This is a genomic window from Rhodococcus sp. NPDC019050, assembly GCF_055664235.1.
In genome coordinates this window covers 1-1,396 of the sequence record NZ_JBVOON010000051.1, presented here as the reverse complement: position 1 = coordinate 1,396, position 1,396 = coordinate 1, and the positions used below count along the sequence as shown (strand labels likewise).

General features: G+C 64.5%; 1 protein-coding gene. It reads left to right on the top strand.

Translation table 11 applies throughout. From position 1 onward, the window contains the following. A partial coding sequence (locus AC0B44_RS21225; protein WP_471904700.1) for a condensation domain-containing protein occupies positions 1-1,396 on the top strand: 1,396 nt, incomplete at both ends.

Sequence of the window (1,396 nt, the reverse complement as noted above, 5' to 3'; positions counted from 1 at the left end):
TGTTCGAGGCGGCCACTGTCGGGGAGCTGGCGGGGCGGGTGGAGCAGGTGTCCGGTGGGGGTGCCGGGGTGCCGTTGGTTGCGCGGGTGCGGCCGCCGCAGGTGCCGTTGTCGTTGGCGCAGCAGCGGATGTGGTTCCTGAATCGGTTGGATCCGGGGTCGGCGGTCGACAACATTCCGGTGGCGATCAGGTTGTCGGGATCGTTGGATGTCGATGCGTTGCAGGCAGCGGTGTCGGATGTGGTGGCGCGGCACGAGTCGTTGCGGACGGTGTATCCGGAGATCGACGGAATCGGATTCCAGAAGATCCTGCCTGTCTCGGACTCGATCGTCGAGGTGCGCGTCGAAGACGTGAGCATCGAGGACGTGCCCGGGCGGGTCGGCAAGATCCTGGGGGCCGGTTTCGATGTCACGCAGCAGGTTCCGATCCGGGTGCGGTTGCTGCGGGTCACGCCGGACGAGCATGTGCTGGTGGTGGCGGTCCATCACATTTCGAGCGACGGGTTCTCGATGGGACCGTTGACCAGGGACGTGGTGACGGCGTATACGGCGCGGTCCGCGGGCCGGAACCCGGAGTGGTCGGCTTTGGAAGTCCAGTACGCGGATTACACGTTGTGGCAGCGCGAAGTCCTCGGCGACGAGTCGGATCCGGAGTCGCTGCTCGCGCGGGAAACGGAGTTCTGGCGTGCTGCTTTGGCGGATCTGCCGGAGGAGTCGACGTTGCCGGGGGATCGGCCTCGTCCGGTGGTGTCGAGTTACCGGGGTGCCTCGCACGGTTTCGTGATCGATGGTCGCGTCCGGGCGGGTATCACCGATCTTGCACGTCTCAGTGGTGCAACGGAATTCATGGTTGTGCATGCTGCGTTGGCGGTGTTGCTGTCGCGGTTGGGTGCGCAGTCCGATGTTGCGATCGGGACGCCGATCGCGGGGCGTGGTGAGGCTGCGCTGGACGATCTGGTGGGTATGTTCGTCAATACGTTGGTGTTGCGGACGTCGGTTGATGGTGGGGTGTCGTTCGGGGAGTTCCTCGATGAGGTCCGCCGGGTGGATCTCGACGGGTTTGCGCATGCGGATGTGCCATTCGAGCGGTTGGTGGAGGTGCTCGATCCTGCGCGTTCGCAGGCGCGTCATCCGTTGTTCCAGGTGATGTTGACGTTCCAGAATATGGCGGCTGCGGAGCTCGAGTTGCCGGGGTTGAGTGTGTCGGGTGTCGACTTCGATGCGCAGATCGCGAAGTTCGATCTGCAGGTGACCGTCTCCGATCTGGCCGGGTCGGGTGAGCAGTCGCAGGGTTTCGGCGTCGAGTTCACGTATGCGACCGAGCTTTTCGATGCCGCAACGGTGGAGGGGTTTGCGGAGCGGTTCGTGCGGATCCTCGAGTCGGTGGTGTCCGATCC